The following is an 812-nucleotide window of genomic DNA, read 5'->3' as shown; positions in this document are numbered from 1 at the left end:
CCCGCCCATCAGCACTCCGACGCGCTTGCCCATGTCGATGAAACCTCCTGGGCACACGACAGAGCACGGCGGATGCCAACCCCTCCCGGGAGGGTGGCCCCCCGGCTTCGCCCCGACAGTCCCCGTGGAGACGGGGGTTTGCGTCGGCAGGGGGGCCGCCAGGCGGGCGTGTCCCCGAGGACACGGCGCGGCAATCGGACCACGCGAAGCGAGGGGCTGTAGGAACTACCGCCCCTCGCGGCGGCGACTACGGCCCGGCGTCCACCGGGCCCGCGTCAACCGGACCCGCGTCCGTCTGCCCTGGCGAGCCCGCATCCGAACCGGAGTCCGTCTGCCCTGGCGAGCCCGCATCCGAGCCGGAGTCCGGAACGGCGTTGCTGTCCCGGACGCAGCTGTCGTCCTTGCAGATGAAGCCCTCCAGGCATTGGTTGCGGTCGTCACACGGCTGCCCCTCCTCGTCGAAGTCGACCAGGAGGCTGCACGCGGACAGGCCCAGGGACAGGGCCGCGAAGGGAATGAGGAAACGAAGGGGACGGCGCATGGCTAGTAATTCCGGAGATCGTCTTCGTCGATGGACGGCCGCTTCTTCTTCTCGTCTTCCTCGCGCTTGCGCTTCTCCTCTTCCTCGCGCTTGCGCTTGGCCTCCGACTCCTCCTCCTGCTTGCGGCGGTCCTCCAGTTCGCGGCGCTGGCGCTCCACCTCTTCACGCCGCTTGCGCAGCTCTTCTTCGCGCTGGGCGGCCTCGTCGTCCTTGGAGCGGCGCGTGTCCTGCGAGCGCGTCGTGGGCGGCGGCGGGGTCGGCTCGCTCACCG

Annotated in this window: 1 protein-coding gene and 1 pseudogene; both read right to left on the bottom strand. The window is 70.3% G+C overall.

Annotated elements, in window-relative coordinates; all coding sequences use genetic code 11:
- Nucleotides 1-247: 247 nt before the first annotated feature.
- Nucleotides 248-541 carry a hypothetical protein gene (locus HR086_RS47260; protein ID WP_174468950.1) on the bottom strand — a complete coding sequence of 98 codons (294 nt, stop codon included), beginning with the start codon at nt 539-541 and terminating at the stop codon, nt 248-250.
- 2 nt (nt 542-543) lie between these two features.
- A pseudogene (locus tag HR086_RS47255) lies at nt 544-812 on the bottom strand (PEGA domain-containing protein); the annotation flags it as partial.

The sequence above is a fragment of the Myxococcus sp. CA039A genome (assembly GCF_013336645.1).
GTDB classification, from domain to species: Bacteria; Myxococcota; Myxococcia; order Myxococcales; family Myxococcaceae; genus Myxococcus; species Myxococcus llanfairpwllgwyngyllgogerychwyrndrobwllllantysiliogogogochensis.
Note: the sequence above shows the minus strand (reverse complement) of the source record. Positions and strands in the feature narration are given on the sequence as shown.

Excerpts from the sequence above, each read along its gene's own strand:
- HR086_RS47260 (WP_174468950.1), bottom strand. The coding sequence starts at position 541 with ATGCGCCGTCCCCTTCGTTTCCTCATTCCCTTCGCGGCCCTGTCCCTG.